21 protein-coding genes are annotated in these 21699 nt (G+C 44.6%); 7 read left to right on the forward strand and 14 right to left on the reverse strand.

Annotation, left to right across the window (positions count from 1 at the left end; all coding sequences use genetic code 11):
• Positions 1-96: 96 nt before the first annotated feature.
• From GJS45_RS11525 to GJS45_RS11540, 4 genes are read right to left on the reverse strand one after another with little or no spacing between them, the layout of a single operon-like run.
• The gene (locus GJS45_RS11525; protein WP_162341996.1) at positions 97-1143 is read right to left on the reverse strand and encodes a S66 peptidase family protein; all 1047 of its coding nucleotides are present in this window, start codon (positions 1141-1143) and stop codon (positions 97-99) included.
• 8 nt (positions 1144-1151) lie between these two features.
• Entirely contained in the window at positions 1152-2441 is a 1290-nt protein-coding gene (locus GJS45_RS11530) for a D-alanyl-D-alanine carboxypeptidase (protein ID WP_162341997.1), read from the reverse strand.
• A gap of 6 nt (positions 2442-2447) precedes the next feature.
• Positions 2448-2831, reverse strand: a complete 384-nt coding sequence (locus GJS45_RS11535; RefSeq protein ID WP_162341998.1) for a DUF423 domain-containing protein — start codon at positions 2829-2831, stop codon at positions 2448-2450.
• A gap of 12 nt (positions 2832-2843) precedes the next feature.
• Positions 2844-3527 (reverse strand): YggS family pyridoxal phosphate-dependent enzyme, encoded by a 684-nt coding sequence (locus tag GJS45_RS11540; protein ID WP_162341999.1) that lies wholly within the window; start codon positions 3525-3527, stop codon positions 2844-2846.
• A 144-nt stretch (positions 3528-3671) separates the two neighbouring features.
• Here GJS45_RS11540 and GJS45_RS11545 point away from each other — a divergent pair, with 144 nt between their 5' ends.
• The 4 genes from GJS45_RS11545 (at position 3672) to GJS45_RS11560 (ending at position 8238) form a co-directional block, all read left to right on the forward strand.
• Positions 3672-4259, forward strand: coding sequence for a DUF6992 family protein (locus GJS45_RS11545; protein ID WP_162342000.1), 588 nt, complete (start codon positions 3672-3674; stop codon positions 4257-4259).
• 137 nt (positions 4260-4396) lie between these two features.
• Entirely contained in the window at positions 4397-5767 is a 1371-nt protein-coding gene (locus GJS45_RS11550) for a TrpB-like pyridoxal phosphate-dependent enzyme (protein ID WP_162342001.1), read from the forward strand.
• 16 nt (positions 5768-5783) lie between these two features.
• Positions 5784-6713, forward strand: coding sequence for an amidohydrolase family protein (locus GJS45_RS11555; protein WP_162342002.1), 930 nt, complete (start codon positions 5784-5786; stop codon positions 6711-6713).
• A gap of 103 nt (positions 6714-6816) precedes the next feature.
• The gene (locus GJS45_RS11560; RefSeq protein WP_162342003.1) at positions 6817-8238 is read left to right on the forward strand and encodes a Gfo/Idh/MocA family protein; all 1422 of its coding nucleotides are present in this window, start codon (positions 6817-6819) and stop codon (positions 8236-8238) included.
• 83 nt (positions 8239-8321) lie between these two features.
• Here GJS45_RS11560 and GJS45_RS11565 read toward each other — a convergent pair whose 3' ends face one another.
• The 3 genes from GJS45_RS11565 to GJS45_RS11575 are packed head-to-tail and all read right to left on the reverse strand — an operon-like array spanning position 8322 to position 11128.
• The gene (locus GJS45_RS11565; protein ID WP_162342004.1) at positions 8322-9362 is read right to left on the reverse strand and encodes a vWA domain-containing protein; all 1041 of its coding nucleotides are present in this window, start codon (positions 9360-9362) and stop codon (positions 8322-8324) included.
• Positions 9355-10257: a hypothetical protein gene (locus GJS45_RS11570; protein WP_162342005.1), complete on the reverse strand. Its 903-nt coding sequence runs from the start codon at positions 10255-10257 to the stop codon at positions 9355-9357. Before GJS45_RS11570 ends, GJS45_RS11565 begins: the two co-directional genes overlap by 8 nt.
• On the reverse strand, positions 10250-11128 hold the full coding sequence (locus GJS45_RS11575; protein ID WP_162342006.1) for a DUF58 domain-containing protein: 879 nt from the start codon (positions 11126-11128) through the stop codon (positions 10250-10252). Before GJS45_RS11575 ends, GJS45_RS11570 begins: the two co-directional genes overlap by 8 nt.
• Positions 11129-11234: 106 nt before the next feature.
• Here GJS45_RS11575 and GJS45_RS11580 point away from each other — a divergent pair, with 106 nt between their 5' ends.
• A complete protein-coding gene (locus tag GJS45_RS11580) occupies positions 11235-11570 on the forward strand; it encodes a DUF4296 domain-containing protein (protein WP_162342007.1) in 336 nt (111 codons plus the stop codon).
• 3 nt (positions 11571-11573) lie between these two features.
• Positions 11574-13967, forward strand: a complete 2394-nt coding sequence (locus GJS45_RS11585) for an endonuclease MutS2 (protein ID WP_162342008.1) — start codon at positions 11574-11576, stop codon at positions 13965-13967.
• 14 nt (positions 13968-13981) lie between these two features.
• On the opposite strand, the gene GJS45_RS11590 is transcribed toward GJS45_RS11585, so the two are convergent.
• From GJS45_RS11590 to GJS45_RS11620, 7 genes are read right to left on the reverse strand one after another with little or no spacing between them, the layout of a single operon-like run.
• Positions 13982-14407 (reverse strand): nuclear transport factor 2 family protein, encoded by a 426-nt coding sequence (locus tag GJS45_RS11590; RefSeq protein WP_162342009.1) that lies wholly within the window; start codon positions 14405-14407, stop codon positions 13982-13984.
• Positions 14408-14431: 24 nt separating this feature from the next.
• The gene (locus GJS45_RS11595) at positions 14432-14908 is read right to left on the reverse strand and encodes a hypothetical protein (RefSeq protein WP_235954725.1); all 477 of its coding nucleotides are present in this window, start codon (positions 14906-14908) and stop codon (positions 14432-14434) included.
• A 49-nt stretch (positions 14909-14957) separates the two neighbouring features.
• A complete protein-coding gene (locus tag GJS45_RS11600) occupies positions 14958-15593 on the reverse strand; it encodes an ABC transporter ATP-binding protein (RefSeq protein ID WP_162342011.1) in 636 nt (211 codons plus the stop codon).
• A gap of 1 nt (position 15594) precedes the next feature.
• Complete coding sequence (lpxA, locus tag GJS45_RS11605) at positions 15595-16374, reverse strand: acyl-ACP--UDP-N-acetylglucosamine O-acyltransferase (protein WP_162342012.1); 780 nt, start codon at positions 16372-16374, stop codon at positions 15595-15597.
• On the reverse strand, positions 16371-17765 hold the full coding sequence (locus tag GJS45_RS11610) for a bifunctional UDP-3-O-[3-hydroxymyristoyl] N-acetylglucosamine deacetylase/3-hydroxyacyl-ACP dehydratase (RefSeq protein WP_162342013.1): 1395 nt from the start codon (positions 17763-17765) through the stop codon (positions 16371-16373). Before GJS45_RS11610 ends, lpxA begins: the two co-directional genes overlap by 4 nt.
• A gap of 46 nt (positions 17766-17811) precedes the next feature.
• A complete protein-coding gene (lpxD, locus tag GJS45_RS11615; RefSeq protein WP_162342014.1) occupies positions 17812-18834 on the reverse strand; it encodes a UDP-3-O-(3-hydroxymyristoyl)glucosamine N-acyltransferase in 1023 nt (340 codons plus the stop codon).
• 15 nt (positions 18835-18849) lie between these two features.
• Complete coding sequence (locus GJS45_RS11620; protein WP_202928074.1) at positions 18850-20091, reverse strand: HD domain-containing protein; 1242 nt, start codon at positions 20089-20091, stop codon at positions 18850-18852.
• A 53-nt stretch (positions 20092-20144) separates the two neighbouring features.
• Here GJS45_RS11620 and porX point away from each other — a divergent pair, with 53 nt between their 5' ends.
• Positions 20145-21698, forward strand: coding sequence for a T9SS response regulator signal transducer PorX (porX, locus tag GJS45_RS11625; RefSeq protein WP_162342015.1), 1554 nt, complete (start codon positions 20145-20147; stop codon positions 21696-21698).
• The last annotated feature ends 1 nt before the right edge of the window (position 21699 follow it).

Raw genomic sequence — 21699 nt, forward strand, 5'->3', positions numbered from 1 at the left:
GATGGATACAGGAAGTTAGTAGGCAAAGGTAAGCTATTAGCCAGCGTGGAACGGGGCCAATTCGGCTGCTGGACTTAGCAAAATTCATTAATGTTATTATTGAAAAATCGGTCCATTGGTTTCCAGAATTCCTGTTTCCGCATCCATGGTCATCTTTGCTCCGAAGGGTAGCAAAAACTGTTTGGGAACATGTCCGATCATGGCTCCCCGGTAGGCGGGAATTTTCAGGTGAAGGAGGTAATCGTCCAGAATTTGGTCTATGGTGAGGTTGCCATAGCCCCCGCTGGGATCACAATCCGTACATTGCCCAAACACAAAGCCTTTTATTTCATTAAAAACCCCCATTAGCATCAGGGTACTCATCATTCGGTCGATTCGGTAAGGCTCCTCCCCAATATCTTCCAAAAATAAGATTTTATCTTTAAAATCAGGCAGGTAGGGTGATCCGGCCAAAGCAGTAAGAACGGTCAGGTTTCCGCCCACAAATTCTCCGCTTGCTTTGCCGGGGTAAATGGTCCGGATGCGGTTTTTCTTAATTACCAGATCATCGGTATCCTCCTGCTCATTCTGATAGGTGATTTTATTCTGTTCGCCAAAAAAGACGGTTCGAAACTGATCGGCATTAAATGGATTCCAGCTTCCCGAACCATTGGGGCCATGGAAAGTCACCAATCCGGTTTGCGCATGGATGGCATTGTGCAGGGCAGTGATATCACTGTAGCCGAGAATAGGCTTTGGATTGTTTTTGATCACCTGGTAGTTTATGAGGGGTAGTATTCGGGCGGCACCGGATCCACCTCTTATACAAACGATCGCTTTGATTGCCTCATTCCCGAACATTTCATTCAGATCAGCCGCCCTTTCTGCATCCGTGCCAGCCAGATGCCCTCGCCTGCTGTTGAGGTACTTCCCTTCTTGCACCTGTAGCCCCAAGGCCTCCAATGCTTCCCTGGCAAAGGTAAATTCCATGATGTCCCCGGTTGCTGCCGAGGGGCTGATCAAACCAACCCTGTCGCCGGTCCGTAGTCTATGGGGAAGTAACATTTTAGTGGCAGGCAGATCCTTGGCAAAGGAAGGAATGCCTGCGACAGAACTAAATCCCATTCCCATACCCAGCGTTTTGATAAAGGTTCTTTTTTTCATGGCAGAATTTAGAAATTATCCCGGATATAAAGCAATACTTTTTCCATTTCATTACGCACCAGAGAAGCTTTGTGGGGGTAATTGTTATTCATAAAAGCAAATGCATACACTTTGTTTTTCTTGGTTTTAAGAAATCCTACCATGCTATGGTTATTGCTGATCGTGCCCGTTTTGGCCATTACATAAGGCACAGGAGCCTGGTAATTGTATTTCAAGGTGCCTGTCCGGCCGCCGGTAGGTAATAGACGGAAGAGGTCTTCGTCCGGAAACAAGCGGTAGATTTTTTCCGCCAGGGTCACCATGGTTCGGGGAGTAAAGAGGTTGTGCCTGGACAATCCTGATCCGTCTACCCACTGTGGCTCATCGGGCAGATCGTACAAATAGGTTTCTTTTATGTATTCGATCGCTTTCTCACTGTTTAGTTCCCGATGGACCTCATCTGAAATTTGAAGGAGCAGCTGTTCGGCGATAAAATTATCGCTTTCCAGCAACATTTCCTTGTAAAGGGACAGCGTGGGAATCCCTTTTAAAATGTAGTGATCCGGAGGAAGTTTTTCATTAGAAAGAATCACCTTTACCCCCCAGTCATCGGATGCCAGGCTGGCAAATGTTTCGTGTGAAGTGATGAACGGCAGGCGCATCTCTCTACCATTGTAGGTTCTGGGGTTGTAAAAGAACCGATTGCTGTGCCAGTCCCTTTGGACGTTTTTTAGAGTCTTTTCCGACGTTTCTATTGAAAAATAGGTGGGGCTTATGACGGGTCGGTTATTGATGTTTCGGGAGCGAATCAAGTTACCAAACAGGGGAGTGGGGGATTTTTCCGGAGAATAGGAATGGTAGTAATCGTCCCATTGCCAGCCATAGCCAAAAGGATCGTCTTTCCAGTTGCTATGAGAAAAATACACGGTATCGTAGTCAGACAAAAATTCTTTTAGGTCTGGAGAAGGGAGCGGCGGATATTTCCAGGAAGGATCACCCGTTCCCCATAAGACAAGTTTTTCTTCTTTATTAATAAACCTCAGGAAGGTGGTGCTGTCTCCCAACACCATTAAAGAGCCAAAAAACGTGAATAATTTAGTGGTGGAAGCTGGTATAAAGTACAGATGACTATTTTTTTCATACCTCACCATTTGGCTATCCAGATCGTAAAGCATAAATCCGGTCAGGTGATTATCAAAAAAAGAACCATCCCCCAACAACTTGTCCAGGCCCAAAAAGTTAGCCTTGGCTTCCTGGGCATGGGAGGAATGGACGAATAGACAAAGAATAAAAATCCCCAGAAGGCTTCTTTTACGCATAGGTGATTACTGATTTTTTTTGCTAATACTGACAAATAACATTATCCACCCTAAAATAAACCCAATGCCGCCAAGCGGGGTGATCGCTCCCAGCCAGGTGACTTGACTCAGGCAGAGCAGGTAGAGGCTTCCGGAAAAAACGATCACTCCTCCTGAGAAAAACCAGGCACTTAGCCGAAGACCTTTTAGCTGAGGATTTTGTTGATAAAGAATTCCCACCATTAACAAGGCAAGACTGTGGTAGAAATGATAATCAACGGCAGTTTGGTACGTATCAATCCTTCCTGTTTTGACCAATAAGGGCTCCAGGGCATGAGCCCCGAATGCCCCAAAAATAACTGCCAAAGCCCCGAAAATGGCTGCCAGTTGCAGCATGGATTTTGTATTCATTTCCTAGTTAATTTAATGGTAATTTCTTTCTCCAAAAACGGCACTTCCGATTCGCACCATGGTACTTCCTTCTTCCTGCGCAATCCGGTAGTCTCCGCTCATGCCCATGGAAAGTTCGCTCATCTGAACCTGATCGGGTAAGTCCATGCTTTTAAGCTGCTCAAAGAGGGCTTTAAGGCCCCGGAACTCAGATCTAATCTTTTCGGTATTCTCCGTATTGGTGGCCATGCCCATTAAGCCCATGATGCGGATATTTTGCATCTCCTTTATTTCGTCTCCGTTTAGAAAAGCAGTTAATTCCTCTTCATCCCAACCATATTTGCTTTCTTCAGTGGCGATATGTACTTGCAGCAGGCAAGGTATAACCCGATCCACTTTCTGTCCCTCCTTATTTATTTGTTTAAGTAAGCGCAGGGAATCTACGCTGTGAATCAGGTGAACAAAAGGAGCGATGTATTTTACTTTATTTCGCTGCAAATGGCCAATCATGTGCCAATGGATGTCTGTAGGCAATGCTTCCGCTTTTTCGGTCAATTCCTGCACTTTGTTTTCTCCAAAGTCCCGCACTCCGGCATCATAGGCCTCTTTAATGGCTGAGCTGGGCTTGGTTTTACTGACAGCTACGAGCCTGCAGGCGGGGTTAACAAACGAACGGGTAATGGCCGAGATGTTAGTGGTGATGGTCGGTTTTTCCATATGCTAAGCTTTCCTATTTTGTTCGGAAACAAAGATATGGGTATATTGATAAAAACACACTTTTTACCGACTTGTGAGTTAGAATGCCAGGATCCGAAAATCAATAATTTTATTATGAGCAATTTTGAATTAAACTTAAAACGTATGAAATGGAAAGTATTGCTTTTGCTGGGAGGCATGGTGTCAGGAGGCTATTGTAAAGGACAGGAGAGTGCATCCATTCGTGAAATAGATCAGGACCGAAGGGTACTTGAAAGTAGAGGGATGCTGGTATTGGGAACCTGGGCAGTTGGAAACATGGTATGGGGAGGGATCGAGGCTTCCAGGCAGGAAGGAAAAACAAAGGCTTTTCATCAAATGAACCTTTATTGGAATTCGGTGAACCTGGCGATTGCTGGCTTGGGTTATTTCAACGCCAAAAAATCGCGGGAGAAGGCTGGCTTGTGGGAGAGTTTGAGAGCTCAGCAAAAAACAGAAAAAATTCTTTTGGTCAATGCCGCCTTGGATTTGGGATACATGGCAACGGGTATGTATTTAAAAGAAAGGGGTAAAAGATTGAAAAACGACCAGTTGAGTGGATTTGGAAATTCCCTTATTCTTCAAGGGGCATTTTTGATGGTTTTTGATGGGATCTTGTACGCATTGCAATCCAAGAACGGAAAAAAATTTGAACCCTGGGTAAAAAATGTGAATCTTAGTACCTCCGGGCTGGGGCTAAAAGTAAGATTTTAGGTGAAATTGCCTACTGGCAAAATTCATAGCCTGTGAATACTTATTGCTGCTAATAGGAGGGGAATGTTTGTGTTTTGTTGGGATATCATCCGAAAAAGTGTAATTTAAATCAGTAAATCGTAACGCTTAACTATTACATGAAAATTAGAAAAATTAACTTAGAAGAAAAGGAGATTCCGGAAAAATGGTACAATATTATTGCGGACATGCCCAACAAGCCGCTGCCGCCGCTGCATCCGGGCACCCTGGAACCTATTGGTCCCGATGCCTTGGCACCCTTGTTTCCCGAAGCACTAATCAAACAGGAAGTAACCACCGATAAATGGGTACCTATACCGGATGAGGTGCGGAACATGTACTCCATTTGGAGACCTACCCCGCTTTACCGGGCATATGGACTTGAAAAGGCCCTCGACACTCCTGCCAAAATTTACTATAAATACGAAGGTGTAAGTCCTTCCGGTTCGCATAAGCCCAATACGGCCATCCCTCAGGCCTATTACAATAAGCAAGAAGGCATTAAAAGAATCACGACCGAAACCGGTGCAGGGCAATGGGGTTCTGCCTTGAGTTTTGCCTGCCAACACTTCGGTATTGCCTGCGATGTGTACATGGTAAAACTCTCCTATAATGATAAGCCCTACCGGAAGATGATGATGAATACCTGGGGGGCCAATGTCTATCCCTCTCCTTCGGACCGGACGGAGGCGGGAAGAAAAATCCTCGCCGAAAATCCGGACTCTCCCGGAAGTTTGGGGATTGCGATTTCGGAGGCGGTAGAAATGGCAGCTACCAGGGACGATACCAAATATGCGCTGGGTAGTGTGCTAAACCACGTCAAGCTGCACCAAACGATTATAGGCCTGGAGGCCATCAAACAAATGGAAAAAGCAGGTAGTGATCTGCCGGATATTGTCATTGCGCCATTCGGCGGCGGATCAAACTTTGCCGGATTATCTTTCCCCTTTCTGCGACTGAATCTGGAAGAGGGCAAAAAGATTCGGTGTATTGCCAGTGAGCCTTCTTCCTGTCCTAAATTGACCAGGGGAATCTTTCGCTATGATTTTGGGGATACGGCCGGCATGACTCCCCTTTTGCCCATGTATACGCTGGGGCATGATTTTATTCCGGCGCCGATCCATGCGGGAGGCCTTCGTTACCATGGTGCTGGTGTCATTGTCAGCCAATTGCTTAAAGATCAGCTGATCGAAGCCCGGGCTCATGATAACCTGGAGATTTTCGAAGCCGGCGTTCTTTTTTCCCGGGCTGAGGGAATTATACCCGCACCGGAGGCCAACCATGGCATCGCAACGGCCATTCAGGAAGCCAAAAAATGCAAAGAGGAAGGGGTGTCCAAAACCATTTTATTTAATCTCTGCGGACATGGCAATTTTGACATGAAAGCGTATGACGATTATTTTGCAGGAAGGATCCGGCAACACGAATTGAGCCAGGAGGAAATTGATGCATCCATTGCCAAATTAGGAACGCCTACCATCCCGGCATGATCCTTTCAGGAAGATCATGAAGAGAAGGAGTTTTTGCAAAAAAGGAATGGCGGTATCCGGTGCGTTGGTAGCGGATCCCACATTCCTTTTTCCCTTTGACCAAGGATGCAAAAATCCTTCGGATATACCGCTGGTGGATACTCACCTTCACCTTTGGGATTTGTCAGCGATGGATTATCCCTGGCTACAGGGGGCGGACAATCCGTTAGCGAAAAATTTCTTATTGCCGGACTTCCGGCAGGCAGGCAACGCTTTTCCCATTTCGAAAATGGTTTTTGTAGAATGTGGCAGGATTCCCGAACAGTATTTGCAAGAGGTAGACTGGGTGGTCGACCAATCTGAAAAAGATTCGCGAATAGCAGGAATGGTCGCTTATTTTCCTCTGGAAGAAGGAGATAATGGTCTGGAGGCCATAGAATTATTGGCCAAAAGGAAAATTGTTCGGGGCATACGGAGGAGCCCCATATTCGGACATTCCGGTTTTTTAAGAGGTCTTGAACTTTTGAAGCGTTTTGATTGGTCCTACGACCTGAATGTAAATTTCAGGCAATTACCGGATGCATTAGCGCTGGTAAAACGTTATCCGGATCAGACATTTGTAGTAGACCATCTTGCTAATCCCGATATTGCAAAGGGAGACTGGAAAACCTGGGCCCGTGCCCTGGCTCCTTTCGCTTCCATGGACCAGGTTTACTGCAAGGTCTCCGGCATGCTCACCAAGGCAGGGGCGGGGTGGGAATTGAGCGACCTGCAACCCTATTTTGATACTGTTATGGAGGTTTTTGGTCCGGATAGGGTAGTATTCGGTGGCGACTGGCCGGTGGTACTTCGAGCGGGCACCTATAGCGATTGGATGGCAGCCTTTTATTCTTTGTCTCAACACTTATCTCCGGAAGAAAAAGAAAAATTATACTATCGAAACGCTGAAAAAGTCTATGATCTTTAAAATGAGTAGCTGCTTTGGTTAAAATTGAGGGATGGAATCTACTTTAATATAAGGAGAATAAGAATTGTTTTTTTAATTTTAATTCACAGAAAAATAGCTAAAGATGAGTAAACAACCGAATAAAGGCGAAACGAATGATTCCCGGAGGCAATTTGTCAAAGCAGCCTCTCTCAGTGCAGCCGGTTTTTTTATCGTTCCAAGGTTTGTGCTTGGAGGAAAGGGACATGTGGCACCCAGTGATAAGGTCAATGTGGGAATGATCGGAGTAGGGGGAAAGGGCCGTCAAAATGCGCTAGACCTGATGAAACTGGATGATGTTCAGATTACTTCCATTGCCGACCCGGGAGAATATTGGGATTTGGCGAATTTTTATTACCGCTCCATTGCGGGCAGAGGGCCAGTAAAGCGATTGGTAGAAGGGCATTACGAAGATAAAACGGAAAATTACAAACTCAGTGAGTACCTGGATTTTCGGGAAATGCTGGAAAAAGAAAATGGATTGGATGCCATTTGTTGCTCCACTCCGGACAATACCCACGCCTATGTGACCTATGCTGCGATGAAATCCGGAAAACATGTTTATTGCGAAAAGCCCCTGACACATAATATTTGGGAAGCCCGGATGGTCAAGCAATTGACGCAAGAAACCGGTTTGGCCACCCAAATGGGAAATGTGGGCCATAGTACAGATGGTATCCGGCAGACGGTAGAGTACTTAAGAGCCGGGGTGATCGGAAAGGTAAGGGAAACTCATTCCTGGGTACCTGCATCCCGCTGGATTCCCGAGATGAAAGGTGTTCCTGATGAAGGTACGCCCAAACCCCACGGTTTGGACTGGGACCTCTGGCTAGGTCCTTCTGCTAACAGGCCCTATCACGAGTGGTATTCGCCAGTTACCTGGCGGGATTTTTGGGACTTTGGCTGCGGTGCTTTAGGGGATTTTGGCTGCCACGACATGGATGCGGCTACCTGGGCATTCGAACTGGGTTATCCGGAAACCATCGAAGTTTTTCCGGCAGGATTTAGTAACGAGCACATAGCTCCTTATGGAGAGATTGGCTATTATCATTTCCCAGAGAACAATACGGGGAAACCCATAACGCTAACCTGGTATTCGGGCGGAGTAAAACCTCCGTTACACCCTTCACTTCCAGCAGGCTATCAATGGCCTTCCCGAGGAACCTTGTTTGTAGGGGATAAGGGAATCATTGTTAACGGCGGTGACCGGGTACCCCAGGTATTTCCGGAAAGCCTGGCAACAAGCATGAAAGTACCAGAAGAATTCATTCCCAGGTCGAATGGTCATTTTAGAGATTGGGTGGATGCCATTAAAGGTGGCCCGGCAGCCAGTGCCAATTTTGAATACGGGGCCCATCTTACAGAGATCACCCTTCTGGGAGTCTTGTCTCTGAGAATGGGGGGACAGAAAATTCATTGGGATTCCGAAAATATCAAAGCAAAAGGATTAGACGTGGCAGACCCATACATCCGCGAATCGGTCCGTCCCGGTTGGGAGATGGGTTAATTAATGCCTTGCCTATCAGGCACCTATCAGGCCCGGTCTGAATTGGACCGGGCTTCGTTTATTTAGAAAGCCCGGTTTTTTTCTTAGTCCAGCAAAAAGTTGTTTAAAAAGGTGCTTTTTAAAAGCATCCATACAAAGAAGAACAAGATCCCCCAAAAGAGGTAAGGCCTGTAATAGTCCATGGTCTCTTTGTACCGGGACTCGATGATTTCTGCTTTTTCCAATTCATCGATTTTAGTAAATATGGTTTCCAGGGCACCATCGTCAGAAGCTCTGAAAAACTCTCCTTCGGTAATGCGGGCGATGTTCCGGAGGGTTTCTTCATTCAGGTAGCTCTCAATCATTTGGGGCCGGCCAAAAAAATCTGTTCCGTAGGGGACCATTCCGTCTTTTCCAACCGCAATGGTGTAAATTTTAATATCCATGGCCTCAGCAAGCTGGGCTGCAAAAACCGGATCTACGTTACCGGCATTGTTGTCACCGTCGCTGAGAAGCACCATAACCTTTGATTTGGCTTCTGATTCCCTCATTCGGTTGGTACCAGTGGAGACAGCACTACCAATGGCTGTCCCCTTCGCATCCATCATATTGAAAGTAATACTTCCTACCAGGTCCGTTAACAGTTCGTAGTCAGTGGTAAGCGGAGCCAGGGAGAAGGCTTCACCGGAAAAGATGACCATGCCGATCCGGTCAGCGATGCGGCCGTTGATAAAATCAATAGCGGTTTCTTTTGCTGCTTCCAGGCGATTGGGAGAAAAATCCTGTAGATCCATGGATTCGGAAATATCCAATACCAGCATGATGTCTATCCCTTCGGTGTATTGTTCCACTTTTTCATTGGTGCGCTGAGGGCGGGCGAGGGCGATCACTACCATCCATAGGGCAAACAAAAAGAAAAGGGAAGGGATGAGTCTTAAATAGGTCCAGAAATTTTTCTGCGAAGCCTTTTTTGGAAGAGAAAGCTCTAGTACAGGTTTTTTTAGAAATTTGATGAATTTTCGAAGTAGAAAAAACAAGGGAATCGCCCAAATCAAATGAAGCAGGAAAAAATTCTCCCATTCAAATGACTGGAGGGTTTCTGGTAAAAACCAATTCCAGGAGATATAGGAAGAGAGGTCATTCATGATGTTGAATTTTTTCAATTTTTTCTTCCAATTGCCGCTTTGAAATCTGAAGTAAATTTTCGCAAGCTTCCCGGATATTGCTATCTACCCGATTGGCATAAATGATTAATTCGACCTTCCGGAAGTCTTTAATAACGCCGGGTTGCCGAAGGAAGATAGAAATTTCGGTACTGGTCCACTCTTTGATAGGCCTTCCGGTAAGGGTTTCCAAATAACTTTTCCAAAGTCCCAGCAGTTCGTCTGCTTCCTGGATCTGGGGATTTTCTACTAATTTTTTCATGGAAAGCTCCCAATTATCCAAGAACCGTTTCCATTTCTTTTTCTCCCGACGAACTTGCCAGCGTCTTTTCAAGCCATCGCCAAAGAAATAGATAGCCCCAGCCAAAAGAATCAAGGCTGCTACCAAGGCCATAATGAGATAAGGGTAGTTAAAAAAGGAAGGGAGGTGCTGGTAACTGTCGTTTTGGCGAAAGGCCAACTCTTCCGGAATTTCATCAATAGTCAACTTCAGATTCAACGAAGCGGCTTCTGGAAAATGGCTTATGCTGTCATATCTGAGAATCTCAAATACCGGAATGCGGTAATTTTGAACAGAATCAAGAGAAAAGTTAGCCAGCCAATAAACAGCACTATCCAACGTGGTTTGATCGTCAGAAATGGAGGAGAAGGATTGTTTTTCCAGCAACTCGAAATCCTCGAAACGGTAAGTAGAATCCGGAAACAATACCGGCAAGTCGCTTGGGTATCGAGCTTTGAGCACGTAGCCCACTCTTTCCCCCAATCTGGCCGAATCCTCCATAAAGTACCCTTCAACGGATATTTCCTGGCCCTGTATCCGGTAAGGCTGCGCCATCAGGAATACCACCAAGACAAACAGCTTCACTATTTTATCCACGTTTCATGGTTTTGTTTCTCAACTTGAATAATTCCATTAATGGAAGGACGATATCCTGCCGGGTGTCTATCTGAAGGTAATTGATCTGGTTTCTTTTACAAAATTCCCTAAGATGGTCTCTTTCGGAACCAAAAGAGGATGCTATTTTTCGGGAAAAACCGCCAAAAGCAGTATTTACCCAAGTGGTCTTTCCACCCTCTTTGTCAAATACGGGAATGATTCCCAAAGAAGGGAGGGCTGATTCGATCGGATCGGTCATTTGCAAGACCACTAAATCGTGTTTCTTGGCCAATGCTTTGAGCGGCCGTTCGTAATCTGAATCAATAAAATCGGAAATCACAAAAAGAATACTTCGCTTCTTGATCAGGTTGAGGCAAAAGGTAAACATGCCATTGAGGTCAGTGCCTTGGGATTTTTTTTCCTGGTCAAAGATCCCCTTGATGATTTTTACTGCTTGCCTGCTACCTTTTCCAGGTAGTATTATTTTCTCCTTTTCGTCCGAATAACTTATTAATCCTACCTGAGACCCCTCATGTACGGCCGCAAGCGTTAGAACCCCGGCAATTTCTCTGCCCTGGTCGATTTTTTTTCGATCCTTACTGCCGATGTCCTGGGATCCGCTGGTGTCTAAAAGAAAGTAGACGGATTGATCTTTATCTTCCTTGAAGGTCTTCACGAAGGTTCCGTGACCTTTGGCAGAGACCTTCCATTCCACTGTACGGATATCGTCACCATACTGATAGGGCCTGAGATCGTCAAATTCCAGACCGGCCCCTTTAAAAATGGACTGATGGTCACCCTGGAGGTGGCTATTGGCCACTTTTCTCAAGGTGATTTCATACCTTCTCAATTTTTTAATCAGTTGGTTCATTTTTCAGTTTCAATGAAAAGCCTAATTTAGCAGTCTCCCTTGAATAATAAAACGACTTCGCCTTTACTTATTGCCAATTGTAAAAGGAATTGGGTAATTTTGTGCTGTGAGATTTAATTATAGTATAGTTGCCCTTTTCATAGCGCTGGTTTCCTGCGGAGGCGATGAGAAACCCGAGGAACTCTTGTCAGAGGATAAGATGGTGGAAATATTAGTAGACATTCACTTGGCAGAGGGTTTTGTCCAATCCCTTTCCATTCCCTATGATTCCTCAAAAGTCCTTTATCCTGTTCTCGAAAAGCAAATTTTTGAAAAACACGGAATTGCCGATACCGTGTATATCAACAGTCTGGAACATTACCTGCTGGATGCCGCCAAAATGGAATACCTTTACGAGCGAACGATTGATTCGCTAACCTTAAGAGAAAAAATCGTACAATAATTAATGAAATTATACCCTGCAAATCTGGAAGAAAAGATCGATTTTGATAAAATTAAAGAATTGATCAGGGAAGAATGCACTGGTAGTCTGGGCGCTGATTTTGTAAAAAAAGTCTCCTTTTCCAAAGATCGAAAGCTGCTGACGAAACTATTGGCTCAAACGGAAGAATTCCGGAAAATCCTGGTTTCGGGAGAACCCTTTCCGGCTTCCAATTTTATCAATATATATCCTTACCTGGACAAGGCTAAAATTGAAGGTACCTTCCTGTTTGAAGATGAGTTTCATGAAGTCCGTTTGGGACTGAATACCTTGGAAGGATGTGTTTCATTCTTGACTAAATTTCAGGAAGAATACCCTCAGCTATCACAATTACTGGGAATGGTGGAGGAAGACATTCCCCTGGAAAAGCGTATTGGGCAGGTGCTGGACGAGCGAGGGAAGATTAAAAATAACGCCTCACAGGAATTGAACCTGATTCGAACACAGCTGGCTTATGAGGAAAGCCGGATACGAAAAGTGCTGGATCAAATATACCGTTCCGTAAAGGCCCAGGGCTTCACTCCTGAAGATGCTTCGGTTACGATCCGGGGTGGTCGCATGGTCATTCCGGTATTGGCAGAATATAAAAAACGCATCAAGGGCTTTATTCACGACGAATCGGCTACGGGTCAAACGGTATACCTGGAGCCAGCAGAGGTTTTGGATATTAACAATGAGATCCGGGACCTCGAATACATGGAGCGTCGCGAAGTGCAGAAGATACTGACGAAACTCACCGACGAGTTGAGGATTTACATTCCGGCCCTCCGCAGGGCATTTTATTTTCTAGGGATGGTCGATTTTATACGGGCTAAAGCAAAATTCGCCTTAAAAATTAATGGAGTGAACCCGAGAATGGCTACTGTCAGGGAAATGTCCTGGGAAAAAGCCAGACACCCGCTGCTGGAAATGGCTCTTAACCAACAAAAAAAGGCCATCGTTCCGGTCAGTTTGCGACTGGACCCCAATCATCGGCTTTTGGTTATATCCGGACCCAATGCAGGGGGGAAGTCCGTTACCTTGAAGACCGTAGCATTGGTACAATACATGTACCAATGCGGACTGTTGGTACCCATGGAGGCCAACTCAACCTGTAGTATTTTTGACCAATTCTTTATCGATATCGGAGACGAGCAAAATATCGAAAATGACTTGAGTACCTATAGTTCTCATTTAATGAATATGAAACATTTTACGTTTCATGCGAATAAGAAAACGGTGTTTTTCATAGATGAGTTTGGAACCGGCACCGAACCGCAATTTGGCGGGGCGATCGCCGAGGCAATATTGACAGATCTTAATAAGTCGGGTTCCTATGGAATTGTTACCACTCACTATGGAAACCTGAAGCAACTGGCCTCCAAGAGTCCGGGGATGGTCAATGGGGCCATGCGCTACGATGTGGACAAGTTGGAGCCCTTGTATGAACTAGAGATTGGAAAACCGGGAAGCTCGTTTGCCTTTGAAATAGCCGGGAAAATTGGAATACCAACGGAGATAATTCTGCATGCCAAGGCACAGGTAGGGGAAACTCGCGTAAAATACGACAAACTCTTACTTAGGGTAGAAAGTGAAAAGAGCAAATACGAAACCCTGATGGCCGAAGCCCAACGGAAAGATCGGCTTCTCAGCCAAAGACTTCAAGAATACAATTCACTCAAAGCGACACTGGATGATCAGCGAAAGGCCATTATTAACGAAGCCAAGGCTCAGGCGAAGCTACTTTTGGACGATGCGAATAGAAAGATTGAACATACCATTCGGTCCATAAAGGAATCTCAGGCCGATAAAGCTGCTACCCGTCAGCTAAGAAACGAGCTAGAGGCACACAAGACTACCATTAAACCCGAAAAGCAGGCTGTGGAGCCGCCAAAAGCAATAAAAGTGCTGGAAGGAGACGTGAAGCCAGGAGATCAGGTGCGGGTGAAAGACAATGGTGCACTGGCTGAAGTGTTGGATATCCGGGGAACGCAGGCATCCATTCTTATTGGAGATCTTAAATCTAAAGTTAAATTGAATCGTCTGGAAAAGATTTCCAATACCTCCTTGAAAAAGGAAAAGAAAGCGGTTGAGAAGCGGATAAGCTATGATACCATGTCCAAAATGGCGGATTTCTCCCCTAATTTGGATATTCGCGGAAAGAGGGGGGAAGAGGTGCTTCCCTTGATCCAAAATTTCATTGACGAAGGATATATGCTTGGCATGAATGATCTCAAGATCATTCACGGCAAAGGGGATGGGATTCTAAGGGGATTGACCCGAAACCTGATCAGCAAAATGCCCTCGGTAGTTGGATTTTCCGATGAGCATGCCGATAGGGGTGGATCTGGGATCACCCTTGTCCAACTTAAGGGATAATGGTTGGTATTTTTTTACCGTTTGTAAGCCTGCCGGGCCAATAAGGTCCAGTTTTTACCTTTTTTGTGCCAAACGGTCAAAACCCCCAGGTTTACAGGAGCCGGGTCGCTGTTTCGATTGTGAGTTTTTCCGATGAGAAAATGCCTGACCAATGCGATGTTTCCCTTAAGGTCGACGGTCTGATTTTCAATATTGATTTCCGTAAAATTCGATTCTCCGGAACTCAATGCGAGGATGTATTCGGACTGGTTTTCGATCAAACCATTTGAGTGCCCGTAGGTCAATTGGGGATCTGTCAGTTTTCTTAACTGAGATTCGTTGGCATTTACCATGGCCTCCATTAGATCATCCACCGCCTTTTCTACGGCTACCACCTCTTTACTCTGGGCATATAATGCAGAAAGGGAAAAGAAAAAAACAATAAGCAGGTATTTGTGCATGGGTTTAGTTGTTTAAGGTAGGGATTACTCCATTAAAACCAGATCGAACACATAGAAGCCGGCTAAAGCACTTACCCGGGCATTTTGAGGGGCAGGTACATTCCATTCCAGCCGAAGTCGGTTTTGAGTTCGGGTAAAAGATATCTCTCTGTTAGCGGCGGGTTGGATGCCGGAAAGGATGATTTTATCGTAATTTTCACCCTCGAAGGCCCAGTTGCCATTGCTGTCAAATAGCAGGTTGCTGTTTTCGGTGAGGTAGTTTTTCCCGGTATTGTTGGAGATAAATTGGATCTCGAAATCCGTGTAGGTGTCGTTTTGCAGTGTTCCGTCTTTTGAAACCGAGCCTCCGTTTCTTACGGTCCAGGTTTCGCTGCCGGAGGTTCCGGCTAGTTCTTCGATTGCAAGTTGCTCGGCTGTCTTTTCCGGTTCATCGGTACCGTTACCATTGCATGCCATCAACCCGACTAAAAACAGTGCTGTCCAATAAAATTTCACTACCATTTTCATAGACTATTCCTAAAGAAGTAAAATTAATCAATTCCAAAATTAATCAAAGTAATCCTTGCTTTTTATAATCTTCAAGACAAAGGATTTGTTCACAAAAGTCATACTCTCTGGAGTCATTGGATGCTATAAGCAGGCATTTTGATTTTCCGAAATCAGCTATCAGGTTACGATACCATTGGATTCCTTTTTCATCCAGATTGGAGGTGGGTTCATCCAACAGCACCAGCGGGCTTCGTGAAAAAAAGCATATTCCAAGCTTCAATCGTTGTTTCATCCCGGAAGAAAAGAGGGAAATAGGTTTGTTGACGGCTTTTCTAAGATGGAGCAAATCCGCTAATTCTTCCATCCGAAGCGGGGCATCCAGTGATTTAAAGGAAAAATGAAAGCGAAGAAATTCTTCAAGGGTGAACTCTTCAGGGAGTTCCAGGTAAGGAGCACTGATCACTAAATGCTTGTAAATATCATCCGTTGCTATACGTGATACCCCAGAAGTGAAGCTCAATTCCCCCTCTGTCAGCGGCATTTGGCCGGAAAGACATTTGACCAAGGTGGACTTCCCAGAACCATTTGCACCGGTGATAGCCAATTTTTCTCCGCTGGAAACCCGCAGGCTTAAGCCTTTAAAAATCCATTCTCTTTGAAATTTTTTCCCTCCCAGGCTAAGGTCTACAGAAAACATGTTATTGAATATACCCTTTCATGACCCCCCTTTCGGAGGATCGGATAAAATTCACTATTTCATCCCGCTCCTTGGTTGCGGGTAGATTGATCTCGATCTCTTCCAGTGCCCGGCTGTTGTTCCAGCTGTTTAAAAAAAGGTATCGGTAAACTTCCTGAATTTCACTAATCGTTTTTCCTTCAAATCCCCTCCTTCGAAGGCCCAGGGAGTTTACACCTGCATAACTCAACGGTTCCCGTGCTGCCTTGGTAAAAGGGGGTACGTCTTTTCGGACCAGCGAACCACCGGATACCATACTGTGCATGCCGATTTTAACGAATTGATGGATGGCACTGCTTCCACCGATAAAGGCCCAATCATCTATGGTCACATGCCCGGCAACTTGTACCGAATTGGCGATGATCACCCGGTCATGGATCAGGCAGTCATGGGCAATGTGAACATAAGCCATTAAAAGACATTGTTTTCCGATCTTGGTGGTTTGCTTATCAGCGGTGCCCCGATTTATGGTTACAAATTCCCTGATAGTCGTTTCGTCACCTATTTCAACTAGTGAATCTTCTCCTTTGAATTTAAGGTCTTGCGGAATGGCCGCGATTACGGCTCCTGGGAAAATCCGGCAATTTTTTCCAATTCGGGCCCCGGGATAAATGGTCACATTGGAACCAATCCAAGTACCATCCCCGATTTCCACATTGGCATGGATGGAGGAGAACGCTTCGACAGAAACGTTCTTCCCTAGTTGGGCCTTTTCACTTATTTCGGATAATTTATTGATCATGCGTCTTTTCTTACGATACTGGCGGTCATTACGGCTTCACAAACCAGGGCGTTACCAACAAACGCTTCGCCTTTCATTTTTGCGATTCCTCTGCGAATGGGGTTCAGCAATTCACATTTAAATATTAAGGTATCACCGGGCAGCACCATTTTTCTGAATTTGCAGTTTTCGATGCTAAGGAAATAGGTCCAATAATTCTCAGGGTCTTCTACGGTACTCAAAACCAAAATTCCACCCGTCTGCGCCATAGCTTCCACTTGAAGTACGCCTGGCATGACCGGGTTATTAGGAAAATGGCCCATAAAGAACGGTTCGTTGATGGTGACGTTTTTTACTCCCGCTACCACCTTGCTGTCGAGATAGATGATTTTATCCACTAACTGAAAGGGATACCGGTGCGGTAAAATGTTGCTAATTTGGTTAATATCGAGAACTGGGGGAGATTTTGGGTCGTAATAAGGGATGTTCATCGGCCCGGCTTTTTCCATGGCACGCTTAATTTTCTTGGCAAATGCTACGTTGGCAGCGTGTCCGGGTCTTGCTGCCAGTATTTGAGCTTTTAGCGGCCTGCCTACCAGCGCCAGGTCACCAATAACATCCAGGAGCTTGTGGCGTGCGGGTTCGTTTTTATACCGCAGCTCCACATTATTAAGGATTCCCTCCTTTTTGACTTCCACTTTCTGCTTGTTGAACATTTTGGCAAGATTGGATAATTCCGCCTCTTCTACCACCCGATCCACTACCACAATGGCATTGTTCAGGTCTCCCCCTTTGATTAAATTGTTGTTGTAAAGCATCTCCAATTCGTGGAGGAAACAAAAGGTCCTGCAGGAAGCTATTTCCTGCCGAAACTGGCTAATGTCTGTGATGGAAGCATGCTGACTTCCCAGGACAGGGGAGTTGTAATCCACCATGACCGTTACCCGGAAATCATCCAGGGGTAGTGCAGCCATCTCTACTTCTCTGGCACTGTCCTTATAATGAATGCTTTCCGGTACCTCAAAGAAACGACGCAGCGCATTTTGCTCTTCCAGGCCTGCGTCTTCCAAGATGTCAATAAACTGGATGCTGCTGCCGTCTAATATAGGTGGTTCCGGTCCGCTCAGTTGGATCAGCACATTGTCTATTTCCATACCAACCAAAGCTGCCAATACATGTTCTACTGTAAAAACCCTCGCACCACTTTGCTCCAGGGTGGTGCCTCGCGAAACATCCACCACGTTGTCTACATCTGCGTCTATGATTGGCTGCCCCTCCAGGTCCATTCGCTGAAATTTATATCCGTGATTCGGATTTGCTGGCAAAAAAGTCATGTTGGCCTCTATCCCGGTATGTAATCCTACCCCGGATATGGTCACCTGCTTTTTTATGGTATGTTGTTTTACTTTCATTAAAATAACTAACTAGTAACTGAGATCTGCCGAACGACTGACAAATTTATAGTTTTTTTTCCAGCTCTCTTAATTTGTCCTGAAGTATGGGTAATTTTTTGAATATAGTGTATGATTTTAAGAATGCTTTAATATCAAAGCCTATATAACCAAAAATAGTTTGTCCCGGTTCTGTAATAGACTTCATAACACCGGTGTTTCCGCCGACGGTTGTTCGGTCTGCAAGCTGGATGTGGCCCACAACAGCACTTTTTCCAGCCAGAACGCAATTTTTTCCCAGGGTGGTAGATCCAGCTACACCAGCCTGAGAAGCGATTACCGTATTTTCACCCAGAATGACGTTGTGTGCAATTTGAACCTGATTATCTATTTTCACTCCTTTGCCAATTCGGGTTGATCCCATTGTTGCACAGTCAATGGTCGTATTGGCACCAATGCTCACATTGTCTTCCAGGATTACGTTTCCTAACTGTGGAATATTTTTATAGGTCCCGTCTTCCTGTGGGGCAAAACCAAAGCCATCCGAACCAATGACGCTTCCGGCGTGAATTTCGCAATGGTTGCCGATGATTGTCCCGGAATATAATTTTACTCCTGGATAAAAAACACAATTATCTCCAATCGTTACCTGGTCTCCGATGTATACTTGAGGATGAATTTTGACATTAGTGCCGATGGAACATCCTTTGCCTATGTAGGAAAAAGCGCCCCGGAAAAAATTTTTGCCAATCGTGCTGCTTTCGTGCATATGGCTAGGCATTTCCGTGCCTATCAGTTCTGACGTTGTTATTTCTTTGTAAGCTTCTAATAGTTTCGTAAAACCAATGTAGGGGTCTTTTACTCGTATAAGAGTCGTTTGTATATTTTTTTGAGGGGTAAAATCATTCGAAACAATGATTGCGGAACATTGAGTAGTATAGATGAATTGCTCGTATTTCAGGTTGGATAAAAACCCGATGCTTCCTACTGTCCCTTCTTGTATTTTTTCAAGGCGGCTGATTTTTATCGAACCATCTCCTTCCACATTTCCATCTAAAAGTTGCGCAATTTGATCGATGGTAAATTCCATGAGGTTTAGTTTGTTTTACCGTAAAGTTAAATCTTTAGCATGACAAGCATAATATTTTTTAACAATTTTACTCATAGCCTTTATGTTTGGCAGATCCGCAGCCAGTGCCACATCCATTACCTCACCCTTTTTGGTTAAAATATAGATTTTGTCTTCCGCCAGGTATCCATAATTGCTTATTTCTCCTGATGAAAAAAAATACGGCATGTCGCGATCAGAGAGGCCAAGTTTGGATTGCACTCCGGACTTCATTCGGAGGATCTCATCCTCCGAGAAGGCGCTATTTACGAGCTGGATTTTGAATAATTTTCGAGTCAAAAACATGTGGGAAATTTCCCGAAGGACCAGATCTCCGCTGTTTTTCCATAATTTGATAGCCCCCCATACATCATAGTCATCTAATTGGGAAAAATCTTCCAGCCAATCGGGAATTCCTGCGGCCGGTCCTACCGACAGGTCACGTTGAAGAAATTCCAGCAATTCGACCGAGCCTGCTAGCTGTTCACCCGAGTACACCAGGTCTTTTGCCCTAATAATGAGGTTAATTAGCATTTTTTCTGCGCAGACAGTGGTTTTGTGTAAATAAACCTGCCAGTACATCAGCCTGCGGGCATTTAGAAAATTCTCGATGCTGTAAATTCCCTTTTCTTCTATTACCAGGTGATCATCCACTATGGTCATCATTTTTATGATGCGATCAGCACCGATGGTACCTTCCGAAACACCGGTAAAAAAACAGTCTCTTTGCAGATAGTCCAGGCGGTCAATGTCTAACTGGCTGGAAACTAATTGGTGAAAGAATTTTCTTTCGTAACTTCCGACAAAAATCGCTTTAGCCAATGAAAGCTGGCCGTGAAATTGCTTGTTTAACTCATCAAAAAACAAGAGTGATAAGGATTCATGGTGAAACCCTTTCAGAAGGATGGATTCCAGCGCATGGGAAAATGGCCCGTGTCCAATGTCATGAAGCAGTATGGCAATTTGGGAGGCTTCATACTCATTGTCGCTGATTTCAATCCCTTTGTTACGTAATTGGTCCAGTGTAATGCTCATCAGATGCATGGCACCTATGGCATGGTGAAATCGGGTATGTAGGGCTCCCGGGTACACCATATCTGTCAAACCTAGCTGTTTGATTCTGCGTAACCTTTGGAAATAGGGATGATCAATAACGGCAAAGATCAGTTCACTGTGGATGTTGATAAACCCGTAAACCGGGTCATTGATTATTTTATGGCTCTTCAATGTCCTGTTCATTAAGACAACGTGCTAAAAGTTAAGTAAACTTAAAAAGAATTAAACCAATTGATATGCAAAACTTCAAAATTTTATGGGCCGATGATGAGATTGATCTCCTGAAGCCCCATATTTTATTTTTACAACAAAAGGGCTATGACATCGTCACCGTAAATAGTGGTCTGGACGCAGTGGAAAAAGTAGAAGAGGAAAACTACGATCTTATTTTTCTCGATGAGATGATGCCTGGGATGACAGGCTTAGAGGCCTTGCAACAGATCAAGAGTTTAAAGCCTCAAATTCCGGTAGTAATGATCACAAAGAGTGAAGAGGAGCATATAATGGATGATGCGATTGGCGGAAAAATAGCTGATTACCTCATCAAACCCATTAACCCTAATCAGATTCTGTTGTCGGCAAAAAAAATCCTCCAAAACAAACAGTTAATTAGTGAGAAAACCAACCTTTCCTACCAGCAAGACTTTCGGAATATCAGCATGGCCTATAACGATGCCATTGATCATGAAGAATGGGCGGATATATTTAAGAAGTTGACCTATTGGGAATTGGAAATTGACGAGACGGAGAATAAAAGCATGCAGGAGGTATTGGAATCCCAAAAAGTGGAAGCCAATGTCAATTTTGCCCGGTTTATCAAAGAAAATTACCTGGATTGGTTGAATGTACCCAATATAAGCAAACCCGTACTGTCTCATCAGGTGATGAAACAGCACGTATTCCCTAAATTGGCAGAAGGGAAGCCCTTGTTTTTCATTGTCATCGATAACTTACGACTTGACCAATGGGAAATGATTGAAAATCAATTGCGGGATTACTTTACGGTAAAGGAAGACGAGACCTATTATAGTATTCTACCAACTACCACCGCGTTTTCAAGAAATGCCCTTTTCAGTGGCATGATGCCATTGGATATGGCCAAATCCCATCCTGATTTATGGGAGGAGGAAGATACGGATGAAGGTAAGAATAACAAGGAAGCCGAATTTTTGAAAATAAACCTTAAGAAAAACCGGCTTTCCATTCGCTCCAGCTATCACAAGATCCTGCAAACCAATCAAGGTAAAGCAGTGCTCGATCAGTTTCCAAACTTAATTAAAAATGATCTGAACGTGTTGGTATATAATTTTGTGGACATGATGTCTCATGCCAGGACCGACATGAAAATGATCCGGGAATTAGCCCCTGATGAGTCAGCTTATCGCTCGTTGACGACCAGTTGGTTTCAGCATAGCTCGCTGTTTGAGTTGTTTAAAAAAATCAGCCAGGCGGGAGCAGAAGTGGTTGTGACTACCGATCATGGTACCAAGCGGGTTAATAAGCCCTACAAGATTGTGGGCGATCGGAATGTGACGACAAATTTGAGGTACAAACAAGGGAAAAACCTTAATTTTGAATCCGGAAAGGTATTTGAAATCAAAAAACCAGAGGAAGCCCGTCTTCCTCAGTTAAATATTTCCTCCAGCTATGTGTTTGCTGTGGAAGACTACTTCTTTGCTTATCCGAATAATTACAATTATTACGTAAACTTCTATAAGGATACGTTTCAACATGGTGGGGTTTCTCTTGAAGAGATGATTATTCCCATCGTTCATTTACAGCCAAAATAGC

Origin of the sequence: Cyclobacterium salsum (genome assembly GCF_010119245.1) — a bacterium.
Lineage (GTDB): Bacteria > Bacteroidota > Bacteroidia > Cytophagales > Cyclobacteriaceae > Cyclobacterium > Cyclobacterium salsum.

Bases quoted from the DNA above. Each gene is read 5' to 3' on its own strand.
- GJS45_RS11525 (WP_162341996.1), bottom strand. From the start codon at position 1,143: ATGAAAAAAAGAACCTTTATCAAAACGCTGGGTATGGGAATGGGATTT.
- GJS45_RS11530 (WP_162341997.1), bottom strand. From the start codon at position 2,441: ATGCGTAAAAGAAGCCTTCTGGGGATTTTTATTCTTTGTCTATTCGTC.
- GJS45_RS11535 (WP_162341998.1), bottom strand. From the start codon at position 2,831: ATGAATACAAAATCCATGCTGCAACTGGCAGCCATTTTCGGGGCTTTG.
- GJS45_RS11540 (WP_162341999.1), bottom strand. From the start codon at position 3,527: ATGGAAAAACCGACCATCACCACTAACATCTCGGCCATTACCCGTTCG.
- GJS45_RS11545 (WP_162342000.1), top strand. From the start codon at position 3,672: ATGAAATGGAAAGTATTGCTTTTGCTGGGAGGCATGGTGTCAGGAGGC.
- GJS45_RS11550 (WP_162342001.1), top strand. From the start codon at position 4,397: ATGAAAATTAGAAAAATTAACTTAGAAGAAAAGGAGATTCCGGAAAAA.
- GJS45_RS11555 (WP_162342002.1), top strand. From the start codon at position 5,784: ATGAAGAGAAGGAGTTTTTGCAAAAAAGGAATGGCGGTATCCGGTGCG.
- GJS45_RS11560 (WP_162342003.1), top strand. From the start codon at position 6,817: ATGAGTAAACAACCGAATAAAGGCGAAACGAATGATTCCCGGAGGCAA.
- GJS45_RS11565 (WP_162342004.1), bottom strand. From the start codon at position 9,362: ATGAATGACCTCTCTTCCTATATCTCCTGGAATTGGTTTTTACCAGAA.
- GJS45_RS11575 (WP_162342006.1), bottom strand. From the start codon at position 11,128: ATGAACCAACTGATTAAAAAATTGAGAAGGTATGAAATCACCTTGAGA.
- GJS45_RS11585 (WP_162342008.1), top strand. From the start codon at position 11,574: ATGAAATTATACCCTGCAAATCTGGAAGAAAAGATCGATTTTGATAAA.
- GJS45_RS11590 (WP_162342009.1), bottom strand. From the start codon at position 14,407: ATGCACAAATACCTGCTTATTGTTTTTTTCTTTTCCCTTTCTGCATTA.
- GJS45_RS11595 (WP_235954725.1), bottom strand. From the start codon at position 14,908: ATGGTAGTGAAATTTTATTGGACAGCACTGTTTTTAGTCGGGTTGATG.
- GJS45_RS11600 (WP_162342011.1), bottom strand. From the start codon at position 15,593: ATGTTTTCTGTAGACCTTAGCCTGGGAGGGAAAAAATTTCAAAGAGAA.
- lpxA (WP_162342012.1), bottom strand. From the start codon at position 16,374: ATGATCAATAAATTATCCGAAATAAGTGAAAAGGCCCAACTAGGGAAG.
- GJS45_RS11610 (WP_162342013.1), bottom strand. From the start codon at position 17,765: ATGAAAGTAAAACAACATACCATAAAAAAGCAGGTGACCATATCCGGG.
- lpxD (WP_162342014.1), bottom strand. From the start codon at position 18,834: ATGGAATTTACCATCGATCAAATTGCGCAACTTTTAGATGGAAATGTG.
- GJS45_RS11620 (WP_202928074.1), bottom strand. From the start codon at position 20,091: ATGAACAGGACATTGAAGAGCCATAAAATAATCAATGACCCGGTTTAC.
- porX (WP_162342015.1), top strand. From the start codon at position 20,145: ATGCAAAACTTCAAAATTTTATGGGCCGATGATGAGATTGATCTCCTG.